12 protein-coding genes are annotated in these 17,421 nt (G+C 42.8%); 10 read left to right on the top strand and 2 right to left on the bottom strand.

What is annotated here, in order from left to right; genetic code table 11:
• The first annotated feature begins 84 nt into the window (after positions 1 to 84).
• The 5 genes from QVP90_RS17665 (at position 85) to QVP90_RS17645 (ending at position 6,272) form a co-directional block, all read left to right on the top strand.
• Entirely contained in the window at positions 85 to 852 is a 768-nt protein-coding gene (locus tag QVP90_RS17665) for a ParA family protein (protein WP_005925803.1), read from the top strand.
• A 10-nt stretch (positions 853 to 862) separates the two neighbouring features.
• Positions 863 to 1,753 (top strand): ParB/RepB/Spo0J family partition protein, encoded by an 891-nt coding sequence (locus tag QVP90_RS17660; RefSeq protein ID WP_005925806.1) that lies wholly within the window; start codon positions 863 to 865, stop codon positions 1,751 to 1,753.
• Entirely contained in the window at positions 1,754 to 2,629 is an 876-nt protein-coding gene (locus QVP90_RS17655) for a DUF5683 domain-containing protein (protein WP_007478734.1), read from the top strand.
• A 29-nt stretch (positions 2,630 to 2,658) separates the two neighbouring features.
• Positions 2,659 to 3,954 (top strand): lytic transglycosylase domain-containing protein, encoded by a 1,296-nt coding sequence (locus tag QVP90_RS17650; RefSeq protein WP_264380767.1) that lies wholly within the window; start codon positions 2,659 to 2,661, stop codon positions 3,952 to 3,954.
• A 68-nt stretch (positions 3,955 to 4,022) separates the two neighbouring features.
• Positions 4,023 to 6,272 carry a RelA/SpoT family protein gene (locus tag QVP90_RS17645; protein WP_021937158.1) on the top strand — a complete coding sequence of 750 codons (2,250 nt, stop codon included), beginning with the start codon at positions 4,023 to 4,025 and terminating at the stop codon, positions 6,270 to 6,272.
• A 38-nt stretch (positions 6,273 to 6,310) separates the two neighbouring features.
• On the opposite strand, the gene QVP90_RS17640 is transcribed toward QVP90_RS17645, so the two are convergent.
• Both QVP90_RS17640 and QVP90_RS17635 read right to left on the bottom strand, forming a co-directional pair.
• Positions 6,311 to 6,655 (bottom strand): MerR family transcriptional regulator, encoded by a 345-nt coding sequence (locus tag QVP90_RS17640; protein ID WP_005925825.1) that lies wholly within the window; start codon positions 6,653 to 6,655, stop codon positions 6,311 to 6,313.
• Positions 6,656 to 6,657: 2 nt separating this feature from the next.
• Positions 6,658 to 7,626, bottom strand: coding sequence for a M23 family metallopeptidase (locus tag QVP90_RS17635; RefSeq protein ID WP_005925827.1), 969 nt, complete (start codon positions 7,624 to 7,626; stop codon positions 6,658 to 6,660).
• A 105-nt stretch (positions 7,627 to 7,731) separates the two neighbouring features.
• Between QVP90_RS17635 and alaS the strand changes: the two genes are divergently transcribed.
• From alaS to QVP90_RS17610, 5 genes are all read left to right on the top strand, one after another.
• A complete protein-coding gene (alaS, locus tag QVP90_RS17630) occupies positions 7,732 to 10,350 on the top strand; it encodes an alanine--tRNA ligase (RefSeq protein WP_021937157.1) in 2,619 nt (872 codons plus the stop codon).
• 201 nt (positions 10,351 to 10,551) lie between these two features.
• Positions 10,552 to 12,771 carry a GH92 family glycosyl hydrolase gene (locus QVP90_RS17625; protein ID WP_021937156.1) on the top strand — a complete coding sequence of 740 codons (2,220 nt, stop codon included), beginning with the start codon at positions 10,552 to 10,554 and terminating at the stop codon, positions 12,769 to 12,771.
• A gap of 16 nt (positions 12,772 to 12,787) precedes the next feature.
• Positions 12,788 to 13,342, top strand: a complete 555-nt coding sequence (locus QVP90_RS17620; RefSeq protein WP_005925836.1) for an RNA polymerase sigma-70 factor — start codon at positions 12,788 to 12,790, stop codon at positions 13,340 to 13,342.
• Positions 13,343 to 13,392: 50 nt separating this feature from the next.
• Entirely contained in the window at positions 13,393 to 14,394 is a 1,002-nt protein-coding gene (locus QVP90_RS17615; protein ID WP_021937155.1) for a FecR family protein, read from the top strand.
• A gap of 46 nt (positions 14,395 to 14,440) precedes the next feature.
• On the top strand, positions 14,441 to 16,720 hold the full coding sequence (locus QVP90_RS17610) for a GH92 family glycosyl hydrolase (RefSeq protein ID WP_264380765.1): 2,280 nt from the start codon (positions 14,441 to 14,443) through the stop codon (positions 16,718 to 16,720).
• Positions 16,721 to 17,421 lie beyond the last annotated feature (701 nt).

The following is a 17,421-nucleotide window of genomic DNA, read 5'->3' as shown; positions in this document are numbered from 1 at the left end:
TCAACAGTTTTTGCAAAGTTTCTCTTTTTTCGTAGGCGCTCTGAGTTATTATCACTTATTTCGCTGCCGATAAAATTAGATAATATGGGAAAAATAATTGCTTTGGCCAATCAAAAAGGCGGTGTAGGTAAAACAACAACAACGATTAACCTCGCAGCCTCGCTTGCTACTCTCGAAAAAAAAGTACTGGTGGTTGATGCAGACCCACAGGCTAATGCCTCTTCCGGCCTGGGAGTCGACATCAAACAGTCTGAATGTACTATCTACGAATGTATTATAGACAGAGCCAACGTAGAAGATGCTATCCATGACACTGAGATAGAATCACTGAAAGTCATCTCTTCACATATCAATCTGGTAGGAGCGGAAATAGAAATGCTGAATCTCAAAAATCGGGAGAAAATATTAAAAGAGGTACTGACTCCATTGAAAAAAGAATACGATTATATCTTAATAGACTGTTCTCCGTCGCTGGGTCTTATTACCATCAACGCATTAACAGCAGCCGACTCGGTAATTATCCCCGTACAGGCAGAATATTTTGCTCTTGAAGGAATCAGTAAGCTACTGAATACCATCAAAATCATCAAATCCAAGTTGAATCCGTCATTAGAGATCGAAGGTTTCCTGTTGACCATGTACGATTCACGACTACGCCAAGCCAACCAGATATATGACGAAGTAAAACGCCATTTTCAAGAATTGGTGTTTAAAACCGTTATTCAACGTAATGTGAAGCTAAGTGAAGCTCCCAGTTACGGCATACCGACTATTCTTTATGATGCCGAATCGACCGGAGCAAAAAATCATATGGCATTAGCTCAGGAAATTATCAACAGAAATAGTAAATAAACGAAGATATATGGCAACACAAAGAAGAAATGCATTAGGTCGCGGACTGGACGCTCTGCTTTCAATGGATGAAGTGAAAACCGAAGGGTCTTCGTCTATCAATGAAATAGAGCTTTCCAAAATCTCCGTTAATCCTAACCAACCACGCCGTGAGTTCGATGAAACAGCATTGCAGGAATTGGCAGATTCTATCTCCGAAATCGGCATTATCCAACCGATCACGTTGCGCAAACTTAACGATGACGCCTATCAGATTATAGCGGGAGAACGCCGATATCGTGCATCATTGAAAGCCGGATTGGAAACAATACCTGCCTACATCCGCACAGCCGATGATGAAAACGTAATGGAGATGGCATTAATCGAGAACATCCAGCGTGAAGACTTAAACGCAGTAGAAATTGCTCTTGCTTATCAACACCTGATAGAACAATACGAACTGACCCAAGAACGTCTCAGCGAACGTGTAGGAAAGAAACGTACTACAATTGCCAACTATCTGCGTTTGCTCAAATTACCCGCTCCCATACAAATGGCGCTACAAAACAAACAGATCGATATGGGGCATGCCCGCGCATTGATAACTTTGGGAGACCCTAAATTACAGGTGAAAATATTCGAAGAAATATTGGAACACGGCTATTCCGTACGTAAAGTGGAAGAAATCGTAAAATCACTCAGTGAAGGTGAAAGTATAAAAAGCGGTACCCGGAAAATTACACCGAAACGCTCTAAGCTACCGGAAGAATTCAATATGCTCAAACAGCATCTTTCCGGATTTTTCAATACCAAGGTACAACTGACCTGTTCAGAAAAAGGAAAAGGTAAGATCAGTATTCCTTTCAGTAATGAGGAAGAGCTGGAACGTATCATGGAAATCTTCGACACTTTAAAGAAGTAAATGACAAGGATATATAAGATATATAAACCATACTTAACCACCCTGCTTCTCTGTTTTTTACAGGTAGCAGGGATTGATGTGTATGCACAAGAGCCCATCAAAACTACAGTACAGGATTCCATCGGCATCCGCGAAGCTCCTAAAGCCCGTGCACGCCGTCATCGTGATACAAACCGACAGGAAACAGCCGATTCTCTTAAAACTGCCCGCCTGTCTCTTAACCAAGACAGTATCACAGTACTGAAAACAGATAGCATCCTTATGCAAGTAACAGCCCCTGTAGTAGCTGACAGCCTGGATAAAATCAACAAAAAGAATCTTGAACAGATAGAAACAACATTTACACCACCCCAACCGATAGACACTGTTCCTCCGAGTATCCCACAAACCGTATGGATGCCCAATCCTACCAAAGCGACTTGGCTGGCTGTTGTTTTCCCCGGCGGAGGACAAATTTATAATCGAAAATACTGGAAGCTTCCCATTATTTATGGTGGATTCGCCGGATGTGCCTACGCATTGAGCTGGAACGGAAAAATGTATAAAGATTATGCCAAGGCCTATCTGGACATCATGGACAATGACCCGAACACCAACAGCCATCTCGATATACGTGGTCTTAGCAATTATCCGGAAAACCAACAAAAAGAATTGTTACGCAAACGCAAGGATATGTTCCGCCGCTATCGGGACCTCAGTATATTTGCCTTTATCGGAGTGTATCTGATTTCCGTAATAGATGCCTATGTAGATGCCGAATTATCAAACTTTGACATCACTCCGGATCTGAGTATGCGTGTCGAACCAGCTATTATCAACGACCAATTCCACTCAAGAAATAAATCGGTGGGCGTGCAATGTAGCTTTAGATTTTAAAAATACAATTGAAGATGCAACAACTAAGAATGAAGAAACTAAAAAACTATTATTCCCTTATTCTCTTTTTCCTGTTGGTAAACACACAGGTTAAAGCACAAAGTGTAGATGTAATTATCAAAGAAAACGGAAATGAACGCCAAGAGAGTATCGACCTTCCGGTGAGCATGACATACCCGCTCGACAGCCTGCTTAATGACTGGAAAGCTAAAAACTATATTGATCTTGGCAAGGATTGCAGTACTTCTGAAATCAATCCTCTTTTCAGTGACTCCGTCTACATCGACCGCCTTTCACGCATCCCGGCTGTCATGGAAATGCCCTATAATGAAATCATACGCAAATTCATCGACATGTATGCCGGACGTTTACGTAATCAAGTTTCTTTTATGCTAAGTGCCTGTAACTTCTACATGCCTATTTTCGAAGAAGCACTCGATGCCTACAATCTGCCCCTGGAGCTCAGATACCTGCCCATTATAGAATCTGCACTGAATCCTTCAGCCGTATCCCGTGCAGGGGCTTCCGGGCTGTGGCAATTCATGCTTGCTACCGGAAAGATGTACGGACTGGAGTCGAACAGCCTTGTAGACGAACGTCGTGATCCGATCAAAGCCACTTGGGCGGCTGCACGTTATTTAAAAGAGTTATATGCCATTTATGGTGACTGGAACCTCGTTATTGCCGCTTACAATTGCGGTCCGGGTACCATAAATAAAGCCATACGCCGTGCAAACGGAAAAACAGATTATTGGGAGATTTACAACTTCCTGCCCAAAGAGACACGGGGTTATGTACCTGCATTTATTGCCGCTAATTATGTAATGACTTACTATTGTGACCATAACATCTGTCCGATGGAAACAAATATTCCGGCAAGTACAGACACAATACAAGTAAACAAAAAACTTCATTTTGAACAAATAGCTGATATTTGTGGAGTCAGTCTCGAACAAATCAAAAGTCTGAATCCTCAATATAAGAAAAATGTGATTCCCGGGGACAGTAAGCCCTACACACTCCGTCTGCCACAAAATTACATCAGTACATTCATCGACCAACAGGACACCATCTACGCACACCGTGCCGATGAATTATTTAAAAACAGAAAAACAATCGCTATCAGAGACAATACACCTCCAAGTGCGACAAGAGGAAAAGCGGTTGTCGGCAATGGGAAATTGGTTTATCACAAAATCAGCAGTGGTGAAACGTTGGGAAGTATTGCCGAAAAATACAAAGTCCGCGTAAAAGACATTCAAAATTGGAATGGGCTGCGAAATACCAAGATTACGGCAGGAAAACGATTGAAAATATACAAATAAATACATCTTTGCTTGCTCACTGTTGAAAATTGCCTATTTTTGCAGAAAGCAATGAAAAGATGACATTTATGGATAATAATATACCCCCAAAAGAAATAGCGGAAGAAGAAATGATCGACCAGGCATTTCAACAACTGCTACATGATTATCTTGCCACAAAGCATCGTAAACGTGTTGAAATTATAACCAAAGCGTTCAATTTTGCCAATCAAGCGCACAAAGGTATCAAACGACGTTCCGGTGAGCCTTATATCATGCACCCTATTGCTGTAGCTCAAATTGTGTGTAATGAAATAGGGTTAGGTTCCACATCCATTTGTGCAGCCCTGCTCCATGATGTTGTAGAAGATACCGATTATACGGTAGAAGACATTGAAAACATTTTTGGAACCAAGATCGCACAAATCGTAGACGGACTTACCAAGATATCCGGCGGTATCTTTGGCGACCGTGCATCGGCTCAGGCGGAAAATTTCAAAAAGTTGCTACTCACAATGTCGGATGATATCCGCGTGATCCTCATAAAGATTGCCGATCGTCTGCACAACATGCGCACATTGGGTTCAATGTTGCCTAATAAACAGTACAAAATTGCCGGAGAAACACTCTATATCTATGCTCCCCTTGCTAACCGTTTGGGATTGTATAAGATAAAAACAGAATTAGAAAACTTAAGTTTCAAATACGAACACCCCGAAGAATATCAAGAAATCGAAAAGAAGCTGGACGCCACTGCCGCCGAACGCGATAAGGTATTCAATAATTTCACAGCCCCGATCCGTGAACAGTTGGATAAAATGGGGTTAAAATATCGTATTATCGCCCGTGTAAAATCGATCTATTCTATCTGGAACAAGATGCAAACCAAGCATGTCCCGTTTGAAGAAATATACGACTTGCTTGCAGTACGTATCATATTCGAACCCCGAAATCCGGAAGAAGAACTGAACGACTGCTTTGACATCTATGTATCCATCTCCAAAATATACAAACCCCACCCCGACCGTCTGCGTGACTGGGTAAGCCACCCGAAAGCAAATGGCTATCAGGCATTGCACGTCACCTTAATGGGAAACAACGGGCAGTGGATTGAAGTACAGATTCGTAGCGAACGTATGAACGACGTTGCCGAACAAGGGTTTGCCGCTCATTGGAAATACAAAGAAGGCGGTGGAAGTGAAGATGAAGGAGAGTTAGAGAAATGGCTAAAAACGATTAAAGAGATCCTTGACGATCCACAACCGGATGCCATTGACTTTTTAGACACCATTAAGCTAAATTTATTCGCTTCCGAAATATTTGTGTTCACCCCCAAAGGAGAGCTTAAGACTATGCCTCAAAATTCTACGGCCTTAGATTTTGCTTTCTCATTGCACACAGATATCGGTAGCCATTGCATCGGGGCTAAAGTGAACCATAAACTGGTACCATTAAGCCATAAATTACAAAGTGGAGATCAGGTAGAAATCCTTACTTCCAAATCACAACGCGTACAACCTCAATGGGAAGTATTCGCTACTACAGCCCGCGCACGAGCCAAAATTGCAGCAATTCTTCGTAAAGAGCGAAAAATCAATCAAAAAGAGGGTGAAGAGCTTCTCAACGAATTTCTAAAAAAAGAAGAAGTACGTCCGGATGCAGTGGTCATCGAAAAATTATGCAAATTGCATAACATGAAGAATGAAGAGGATTTACTTGTAGCTATCGGCAATAAAACAATTATCTTGGGAGAGGCCGATAAGAACGAACTAAAAGAAAAACAAAGTAATAACTGGAAAAAATATCTCACTTTCTCTTTTGGTGGTGGCAACAAAGACAAACAACCGGAAGAAAAAGAGATTCCGGAAAAGGAGATCATCAATCCGAAGCAGATCTTAAAGTTAACGGAAGAAGCCCTACAGAAAAAGTATATCATGGCCGAATGTTGTCATCCGATTCCGGGTGACGATGTACTGGGATATATCGATGAGAATGATCAGGTTATCATCCACAAGCGCCAATGTCCGGTTGCTGCAAAATTAAAGAGCAGCTATGGCAACCGTATCATTGCTACGGCATGGGATACCCATAAAGCACTTTCTTTCCTGGTATATATCTATATTAAGGGTATAGACGGCATGGGCCTCTTAAACGAAATCACCCAAATTATCTCACGACAGCTCAATGTCAATATCCGAAAGTTGGATATAGAAACGAACGATGGCATTTTCGAGGGGAAAGTGCAGCTTTATGTACACGATGTAGATGACGTAAAAGCTATCTGTAACAATCTGCGCAAAATAAAAAATGTCAAATCCGTTACACGCGTAGAGAATTAAAGCAATGTATAATTGATAAAAAGAACCGGATTCAGCATTTATCGCTCATCCAGTTCTTTTTTTATAGATAACAATTCTTCTCTAATCTCTTTCAACCGATTAATGATTTCGAAATTACGGATCGTAGCCTCTTTATTATCTTTCAACTTCTGACGGGCACCGGGAAGGGTCATCCCTTTTTCTTTTACCAAATGATAAATCAAAGCAATGGTATCCACATCCTCCTTACGGTATTGCCGCACACCACGCCCATTGGTTTTAGGAGCAATCTGTGGAAACTCTTTCTCCCAAAAACGAAGCAAAGACTGATTGACATCAAACATCTCTGCTACTTCAGCTATCGAATAATATAGCTTATAATTTTTCTCTGTATGGATTGGCATCTTTAATCGAATACTTTACCGTGGTTAGCAGCTAATTGAACCATCTTATCATAATCTTCCGCACTCAAATCCATAAAGTAATAGTTCACGGGATTCATTACCTGCCCCTTGAAATGCACTTCATAATGCAAATGTGGTCCCGTACTCTTACCCGTACTACCCACTCCGGCAATCACTTCACCGCGCACAACCTTCTTTCCGAGCTTCGTACGATATTCCTTGAGGTGTGCATAACGCGTCCGGTATCCAAAACCATGATCTATCTCGACCGTATTCCCGTACCCTGTCTCCCATCCTACTTTTACAACCACTCCATCTCCGGTGGCATACACATCCGTGCCCGGATTGGCAGAAAAGTCCATGCCGGCATGAAATTTAGTAGTTCCGTAAATAGGGTCGATACGCGTTCCGTATCCCGAAGCTGTTTTCTTCAAATCCTTATTCGAAATCGGCTGAATGGCCGGAATACACCTAAGCATTTCATCCTGATTCTTACACATGGCAACAACATCATCAAACGATTTAGACTGAATATACAACTGCTTCGTGAGCAAGTCCAACTTCTGAGTCGTATTGATAACAAGTTTTGAATTTGCCAGATCGATCAGGTCTTCATAACGGTTCGTTCCACCATATCCGGCTCTCCGGATGGCAGGTGACACCGGATCAGCCTGCAAAATAACACGATAAAGATTATCATCACGCTGTTGCACATCCTGCAACACCCCCAAAGCATCATCCAACCGACGAGAAAGCACGTTGTATTGTGCCAGCAAACGGCTATTTTCCGTCCTCAGTTCTTTCTCGGACGGAGAGCCGAAGATGAATAACAATACAATAAAACTCCCTGCCCCCAGTCCCATACCGATAAAAAGACGGCGAAGAATACTCAACGCCCTCTGCCGGACAGTAGGATAAATTCGGTCATAAGTCTGTGTTCGCGGATTATAGATGTAATAAACTTTACGCATCTTAGGAAATATTTCGATGGTTGATGGGGCAAAAATAATAAAAACAAGCTATCTTTGCACTGTTTTTTTGAGAATATTAACCTCAACAATAGATATATAAAAAGTATGTTGACTGCAAAAGAGACAAGAGATTCGTTTAAGAATTTCTTTGAGTCGAAAGGACATCAGATTGTTCCATCGGCTCCGATGGTGATAAAAGACGATCCTACCCTGATGTTTACAAACGCAGGGATGAATCAGTTTAAAGATATTATTTTGGGTAATCACCCGGCGAAATACCACAGAGTGGCGGATTCACAGAAATGCCTTCGCGTAAGCGGAAAACATAATGACCTTGAAGAAGTGGGACATGACACGTACCACCATACCATGTTCGAAATGTTGGGCAACTGGTCTTTCGGTGATTACTTCAAGAAAGAGGCTATCAGTTGGGCATGGGAATATCTGGTAGACGTACTGAAGCTAAACCCGGAACACTTGTATGCCACCGTATTCGAAGGCAGCCCCGAAGAAGGATTGGAGCGCGACAATGAGGCAGCTTCTTATTGGGAACAATTCCTGCCGAAAGATCACATCATCAATGGAAACAAGCATGATAACTTCTGGGAAATGGGTGATACCGGTCCTTGCGGTCCTTGCTCAGAAATCCATATCGACCTGCGTCCGGCAGAAGAACGTGCAAAAGTTTCCGGTCGCGATCTCGTAAACCACGATCATCCGCAAGTAATCGAAATATGGAATCTCGTATTCATGCAATACAACCGCAAAGCGGATGGCAGTCTCGAATCGCTTCCTGCAAAAGTAATCGATACAGGTATGGGTTTCGAACGTCTGTGTATGGCATTACAAGGAAAAACCTCCAATTACGATACGGATGTATTCCAACCGATGATCAAGGCCATTGCCAAAATGGCGGGAGTTGAATACGGTAAAGACAAACAGCAGGATATTGCCATGCGCGTAATCGCCGACCACATTCGCACGATTGCTTTTTCCATCACAGACGGACAATTGCCATCGAATGCCAAAGCCGGATACGTTATCCGTCGCATCCTGCGTCGTGCCGTACGTTACGGTTATACCTTCCTGGGACAGAAACAGGCATTTATGTATAAGCTTCTTCCGGTACTGATTGATAATATGGGAGATGCTTATCCGGAATTGATTGCCCAGAAAGGATTAATCGAAAAGGTAATTAAAGAAGAAGAAGAAGCTTTTCTCCGTACATTGGAAACAGGAATTCGTCTGCTCGACAAGACAATGGCCGATACCAAAGCTGCCGGAAAGACAGAAATCAGTGGAAAAGACGCCTTCACTTTATATGATACCTTCGGTTTCCCGCTTGACCTTACGGAATTGATTCTTCGCGAAAACGACATGACCGTAAACATCGGAGAGTTTGACGCAGAAATGCAACAACAAAAACAACGTGCACGCAACGCTGCTGCAATAGAAACAGGAGACTGGATCATACTAAAAGAAGGAACCAGTGAATTTGTCGGTTATGACTATACAGAATACGAAGTATCTATTTTGCGTTACCGTCAGATAAAACAAAAAAATCAGACATTGTATCAAATCGTACTCGATCATACTCCTTTCTATGCCGAAAGCGGCGGCCAGGTAGGTGATACCGGTGTATTGGTCAGCGAATTCGAGACCATCGACGTAATTGATACCAAGAAAGAAAATAATCTGCCGATTCACATTACCAAGAAATTACCGGAACATCTGGATGCTCCGATGATGGCTTGTGTAGATACAGACAAACGTGCAGCTTGTGCGGCCAACCACTCTGCCACCCACTTACTGGACGAGGCCCTGCGTGAGGTTCTGGGCGAACATGTAGAACAAAAAGGATCACTGGTAACCCCGGATTCCCTGCGCTTCGACTTCTCCCACTTCCAGAAAGTGACAGACGAAGAAATCCGTAAAGTAGAGCATATGGTAAATGCCAAAATCCGCGCCAATATTCCCTTGAAAGAGTATCGCAATATTCCTATTGAAGAAGCTAAAGAGCTGGGTGCAATTGCCCTCTTCGGTGAAAAATACGGCGACCACGTACGCGTCATACAATTTGGCTCATCTGTGGAATTCTGCGGAGGTACCCATGTAGCTGCCACCGGAAGCATCGGCATGATAAAAATCATGTCTGAAAGTTCGGTTGCTGCCGGTGTACGCCGCATCGAAGCATTTACAGGGGTAAAAGTGGAAGAGATGTTGGACACTATCCAAGATACTCTGAGCGATCTCAAGGCACTTTTCAACAATGCACCCGATTTAGGCATTGCCATCCGTAAGTACATTGACGAAAACGCCGGACTGAAGAAACAGCTCGAAGACTTTATGAAAGAGAAAGAGGTAGCTCTCAAAGAACGCCTATTGAAAAATGTACAGGAAATCCACGGCATTAAAGTGGTTAAGTTCTGCGCTCCAATGCCAGCCGAAACCATAAAGAATATCGCTTTCCAACTGCGCGGGGAAATCACAGAAAACTTCTTCTTCGTTGCAGGAACCATCGACCACGCAAAACCGATGCTGACAGTTATGATCAGTGACAATCTGGTTGCAGGTGGATTAAAAGCCGGTGATCTGGTAAGAGAAGCTGCCAAACTGATTCAAGGCGGTGGCGGTGGCCAGCCTCATTTCGCAACAGCCGGAGGAAAGAATCCGGACGGGTTAAATGCCGCCATAGAAAAAGTATTGGAACTGGCCGGTATCTAAAATCAGATTTTTTCTTATAAAAGCAAAGGATTGATTCTCGTAAAAGGAGATTCAATCCTTTTTTTCTTTATAACCCGGCGAAAACAGACATAAACATAGAGAAATTGACATAAAGTTCAGCTTTTATATTACTTATTTACCTTATATTTTTTACATTTGTGGCTTGAAACTATGTTATCGCTAAACTCTAACCCCGAACATATGAAGACATTCACCTACGCACTTTTATTTTTTTTACTACTATTCACTGCCTGCACCGCTCCTCACGAAAAAGTATCTGTAGACTACACAACGTACGTAAACCCTTTCATAGGAACCGATTTTACAGGTAATACCTATCCCGGAGCACAAGCGCCATTCGGCATGGTCCAGCTTAGTCCGGACAATGGTCTCCCCGGCTGGGATCGAATATCAGGATACTTTTACCCGGACAGTACCATTGCCGGATTCAGCCATACCCATCTGTCGGGAACAGGTGCCGGCGACCTGTATGATATTTCTTTCATGCCCGTAACCCTGCCTTATAAAGAGGCGGAAGCACCGTTAGGCATCCACTCCCGTTTCTCCCATGACGACGAATCGGCAACAGCCGGTTACTACCAGGTACTGCTAAAAGACTATAATATAAATGTAGAACTTACTGCTACCGAACGCTGCGGTATTCAGCGTTACACTTTTCCGGAAGCACAGGCAGCCATCTTCCTGAATCTAAAAAAGGCGATGAACTGGGATTTCACCAACGACTCCCGCATCGAGATTGTAGATTCTGTCACCATACAAGGTTACCGATTCTCCGACGGATGGGCACGTGACCAGCATATTTATTTCCGGACCCGTTTCTCAAAACCTTTTACCTCTGTACAAATAGATACGACTGCCATCATCAAAGATGGCAAACACATAGGAACCGCCGCCATAGCCCGCTTTGATTTCAACACAAAGAAAGGTGAACAAATTATTGTCAGCACTGCCATTTCCGGAGTCAGCATGCAAGGAGCCGAAAGAAATTTATCGGCCGAAGTACCCGACAATGACTTTGATAAATATCGTAATGCGATTCGCGACAACTGGAACCGGCAACTTTCCAAAATAAAAGTGGAAAGCAGCAACAACGATGATAAAGTAAACTTTTATACCGCACTCTATCACAGCATGATTGCACCGACCATTTATAGCGATGTGGACGGTGCATATTACGGCCCTGACAAACAAATCCACCAGACAAACGGCTGGGTAAACTACAGTACCTTCTCACTATGGGATACTTTCCGTGCCGCCCATCCCCTTTTCACCTATACCGAACCGGAACGTGCCAACGATATGGTGAAATCCTTCCTTGCCTTTTATGAACAAAACGGCCGCCTTCCGGTGTGGAACTTCTACGGCAGTGAAACCGATATGATGATCGGTTACCATGCCGTTCCTGTAATCGTAGATGCCTACTTGAAAGGCATAGGCAATTTTGATCCGGAAAAAGCGCTTGAAGCCTGTGTCGCAACAGCTAATATAGATGATTATCGCGGCATCGGAATCTATAAAAAATCAGGATATGTACCTTACAATATCACAGATAGCTACAATGCCGAAAACTGGTCGCTGTCTAAAACACTGGAATATGCATATGACGATTATTGCATTGCCAAGATGGCTGAAAAGATAGGTAGGAAAGAGGTCGCCGAAGAATTTCACAAACGTTCTCAAAACTATAAAAACCTATACAATCCCGCTACTTCTTTCATGCAGCCACGAGATGACAAAGGGAACTTTATAAAAGATTTCCATCCGGATGAATATACCCCGCATATCTGTGAAAGCAACGGCTGGCAATATTTCTGGTCCGTGCAGCAAGACATCAACGGGCTCATGGCACTGACCGGCGGTAAAGAACGTTTCGCGGAGAAGCTGGACAGCATGTTCACTTATCACCCTTCTGCGGATGACGAACTTCCTATATTCAGCACCGGTATGATCGGTCAATACGCCCACGGAAATGAGCCCAGCCATCATGTAACCTACCTGTACAACACCGTAGACCAACCCTGGAAAACCCAGCAATATGCAGCCAAAGTCATGCATGAACTTTATCTAAATACTCCCGCCGGACTTTGTGGCAACGAAGATTGCGGTCAGATGTCCGCCTGGTATGTATTCAGCGCAATGGGATTTTATCCGGTAGATCCGGTCAGTGGAAAATATGAGATAGGTACCCCCCTGTTTCCTGAAATGAAAATGCAGTTATCGAATGGTAATGCATTTACTGTACTCGCTCCGGCCGTCAGCAGAGAGAATATTTACATTCAATCCGTAAAACTCGACGGTAAGCCTTATGACAAGAGCTACATCACCCATGAACAAATAATGGGAGGTGCCACTCTTGAATTTGAAATGGGCAGCACCCCCGGCCCGGTATGGTATAAGTAACCTAAAAAAACCGTGAATGAAGGAAGATTTTAATATCACCTACAAAGCTCTCTTTCGAAAGTACTATCCGAATCTGATCTTCTACGCCACCCGTCTAGTAGGTGAAGAAGAAGCAGAGGACGTGGTACAGGACGTATTTGTGGAGCTTTGGAAACGTAAAGATTCCATGGAAATCGGAGACCAGATACAGGCTTTCCTTTACCGGGCTGTGTATACACGTTCGCTCAACGTGTTGAAACACCGCAACATCGAAAGCGGCTACATGGCCATCGTAGAAGAAATCAACCAGAAACGTGTGGAATTCTATCAACCGGACAACAACGAAGTAATCCGGCGAATAGAAGACCGTGAATTAAAAAAAGAAATATATGATGCCATAAATGAGTTGCCCGACAAATGTAAGGAGGTGTTCAAATTAAGCTATCTGCACGATATGAAAAACCGGGAAATAGCAGATACAATGGGAGTTTCACTGCGCACAGTAGAAGCACATATGTACAAGGCACTGAAATACTTACGGAGCAGACTCGATCACTTAATTATCTTACTCACATTATTTTTTCTGAGATAAGTAAGTGTTTTTATTGATTGAGTTGTTTATTTATATAATATATAGAAGAAATGAATAATCTCAGCGAAGAAATAATAGCAAAGTTCCTCATGGGGAAGTGCACAGAGGAAGAACTCATCCAGGTAAATCTCTGGATAAAAGAATCAGATGAAAATGCCCGAAAGCTATTCCGGATGGAAGAAATATACCATCTCGGAAAAGAAAAACATACAGTATCTCCCAAAAGAATGGACCAGGCGGAAAGGAGTTTGTACAAACGTCTGGCCATAGAAGAAGCAAAGCAGAACAGGAGATTGACGATCCATCGCTGGATGAAATACGCAGCCATCATCACTGTCATTTTATTGACAGGTACCGGCATCACCTATTGGATAGGACAAAATGCCCTGATAAACAACAAGATGATCGCTGTTGCCTCAGAAGGCAATGTAGAAGAAATCGTATTGCCGGACGGCACTAAAGTATGGTTAAACCAGTCGGCTGTCCTCAAATACCCACGCGAATTCTCCGACAAAGAGAGAAACGTTTATCTGGAAGGTGAAGCCTATTTCGAAGTAACCAAAAATAAAGCAAAACCCTTTATCGTGCAGAGCGAAGCCATGCAGGTAAGGGTACTTGGAACCACCTTCAACTTCAAGAGCAGCAAAGCCTGCAAATCGGCAGAGGCCACTCTGATAGAAGGAGAGATTGAAGTCAAAGGCAATAATGAAGAAGGGATGATCATCCTTGCCCCGGGACAAAAAGCAGAGCTTAACAGAGAGAGCAAACGGCTGACCGTAAAGCAAGTGGACGCCCGAATGGATGCGGTGTGGCACAATAATCTGATACCTTTCGAGAAAGCGGATATCTATAGCATAGCAAAAACATTGGAACGCTTCTACAATGTAAAAATCATCTTATCTCCTGATATCACAATCAACAATACATATTCGGGAGTATTAAAAAGAAAAGACAGCATCAATTCTGTATTAAAATCTTTAAAGAATTCAATTCCCATCGATTATAAGATCGTAGGAAACAGTATATTTATATCCGACCAGACTAAGAAATAGTTTCATCGGTTTACCTTCTCCCCGGTAAACACTCAACTCATATATTATGAAAAAACTTCTTTTAATGATCTGTACGCTGAGTAGCGCACTTCTTATCCAGGCAAAAGACTGGACTCAATATGTCAATCCCCTGATGGGAACCCAGTCTTCCTACGAACTCTCCACCGGAAATACATATCCTGCTATTTCCCGCCCTTGGGGAATGAACTTCTGGACATCCCAAACCGGAAAAATGGGGGATGGCTGGCAGTATGTTTACACTGCAAACAAAATTCGCGGTTTCAAACAGACCCATCAGCCCAGCCCATGGATCAATGATTACGGGCAGTTTTCTATTATGCCTGTTGTTGGGAAGCCCGAATTCGATGAAGAAAAACGAGCCAGCTGGTTCGCCCACAAAGGAGAAGTAGCCCGCCCTCATTATTATAAAGTATACCTTGCCGAACACGATGTAGTAACCGAAATGACCCCAACCGAGCGTGCCGTTCTTTTCCGCTTTACCTTTCCGGAAAATGATCATTCGTACATCGTTATAGATGCCTTTGACAAAGGGTCATACGTCCGTATTTTACCGGAACAGAACAAAATCATCGGTTACACTACACGCAATAGCGGAGGAGTACCGGAGAATTTTAAAAACTACTTCGTTATCGAATTCGATAAACCGTTTACCTATAAAGCTACTTTTGCAGACAAGGCTCTGAAAGAAAATACGCTTGAACAAACAGCCGACCACACCGGTGCCGTTATCGGTTTCAAAACCCGTAAAGGAGAAATAGTGCATGCCCGTATCGCCTCTTCGTTCATCAGCCCCGACCAAGCCGTACAGAATCTGAAAGAACTCGGAAACGATGATTTCGACACCTTAGTCCAGAAAGGAAAAGATTCCTGGAACAACGTTTTAGGTAAAATAGAAGTAGAAGGCGGTAATCTCGATCAATATCGCACATTCTATTCGTGCCTCTATCGCTCTCTTCTTTTTCCACGCAAATTCTACGAACTGGATATAAACGGAAATCCTGTTCATTACAGCCCATACAACGGACAAGTGCTTCCCGGATACATGTACACCGACACCGGTTTCTGGGACACCTTCCGTTGCCTGTTTCCTTTTCTCAACTTAATGTATCCGTCGGTGAACCAAGAGATGCAGGAAGGTCTCATCAATACCTACAAGGAAAGCGGATTCTTCCCCGAATGGGCAAGCCCCGGACACAGAGGTTGCATGATTGGTAACAACTCGGCATCCGTACTGGTAGATGCCTACTTGAAAGGAGTGAAAGTGGACGATGTAAAAACACTGTACGAAGGGCTTATTCACGGAACAGAAAATGTACATCCGGAAGTTTCTTCTACCGGACGTCTCGGATATGAATATTACAATAAATTGGGTTACGTGCCCTATGATGTAAAAATCAACGAAAATGCTGCCCGTACATTAGAATACGCATACAACGACTGGTGTATCTACCAGCTTGCCAAAGCACTGAACCGCCCGAAAAAAGAGCAAAAGCTCTTTGCACAACGTGCCATGAATTATCGTAATATATTCGACAAGGAATCGAAATTGATGCGCGGACGCAATGAAGACGGTCAGTTTCAATCTCCTTTCTCCCCTTTAAAATGGGGAGATGCTTTCACAGAAGGCAATAGCTGGCACTATTCCTGGTCTGTATTCCATGATCCCCAGGGACTGATTGACCTTATGGGAGGTGAAGCCCCCTTCGTGCAGATGCTCGACTCCGTATTTGCCGTTCCACCTTTATTCGACGACAGCTATTACGGACAAGTAATTCATGAGATCCGCGAAATGACCGTAATGAATATGGGAAATTATGCACACGGCAATCAGCCCATTCAGCACATGATCTATCTGTACAATTATGCCGGACAACCCTGGAAAGCCCAATATTGGTTACGCCAAGTGATGGATCGCATGTATACTCCCGGCCCCGACGGTTATTGCGGTGATGAAGATAACGGTCAAACTTCTGCCTGGTATGTATTCTCTGCATTGGGATTCTACCCGGTATGTCCGGGAACCGATGAATATGTACTTGGAGCCCCTCTGTTCAAGAAAGCGACCCTACATCTGGAGAATGGTAATAATTTGGTAATAGATGCTCCTGACAATGACGAGAATACCATGTATATAAAATCGCTCCAGTTCAACGGAGATAATTATACCAAGAACTATCTGAAACACGGGGATCTGCTCAAAGGCGGAACCATAAAATGCCATATGAGCCGGACTCCTAATTTACAGAGAGGTATTCAGCCTTCTGATTTCCCCTATTCCTTTTCAACAGAAGAAAAGAAAAAATAATCGAATTTATTCCTTTTTTACTGATTGCATCCAGACCCCAACAGTAAATCCGTTTACTCACTCCCTTCACTTTTTCCAATGTCCGACAAAGGCATGGGATTGTGAAGGGAGTTGTTTATTATCTCCCCTCCCCCCTTTCAAACAGGAACATTGCATTTATAAACGAGGATATATATTTTGCAAGATCTCTAAAATGACAACCTATATAGGACTAACAACGGGAAAGCAAACTCATTGAGGTCTAAAAAATATGGCGCAAACTAACTTAGTATAACAAGAGAAGTTGTCAACTAAATCCCAGTACAATATAATAATTCGTTTCAATTTATTGGAAAGGAAAGTTTCTTCTACATGGAACTCCTTGTTTCATTAGGTTGGAACTCTTTGTTTCATCAGCTTGAAACTCTTTGTTTCATCCGTATGAAACTTTTTGTTTCATCCGTATGAAACTTTTTGTTTCTCGGTGTGGAACGAATGGTTTCTCCGGAGGAAACAAAGTTAATATAATGTTTCACCTCATAATCATCTATATAAAAACGCTTTTAAGGCAACAGAAAACTGTATTAACACACTCCTTGCACATATAAACAAAATTATTTTTAAAAAACTTCGTTTAGCAGTAAGTGTATTTTCAATTACTATTGTTTTATTATCAAAAGGGGAACGGAAATCTCCTCATGCGAATATATTACTAATGTATA

Source organism: Bacteroides sp. CAG:189, from assembly GCF_000432295.1.
Classification (GTDB): Bacteria; Bacteroidota; Bacteroidia; order Bacteroidales; family Bacteroidaceae; genus Bacteroides; species Bacteroides salyersiae.
Note: the sequence above shows the minus strand (reverse complement) of the source record. Positions and strands in the feature narration are given on the sequence as shown.